The following is a 244-nucleotide window of genomic DNA, read 5'->3' as shown; positions in this document are numbered from 1 at the left end:
CCAAGAATTTAAACGGAATTATAGGCTAACGGCTAATCAAAAATAGCCAGCAAAAGTCGAGAATTAGTTGGCTGCACTAGGTGATAAATAACTTTTCTAGAGCATTCCTTCCTTTTAATTTCGGGATTTTTTTGGTAGGATAGTAAAGACAGAAGAAATATAACAAGTAACAAGAAAATCGAGTACTGAGGGGGAGAGTTTACGCATGAGTAAACAACAAATTGGCGTAGTGGGCATGGCCGTA

The sequence above is a fragment of the Carnobacterium sp. genome, assembly GCF_032094055.1.
Classification (GTDB): domain Bacteria; phylum Bacillota; class Bacilli; order Lactobacillales; family Carnobacteriaceae; genus Carnobacterium_A.
Note: the sequence above shows the minus strand (reverse complement) of the source record.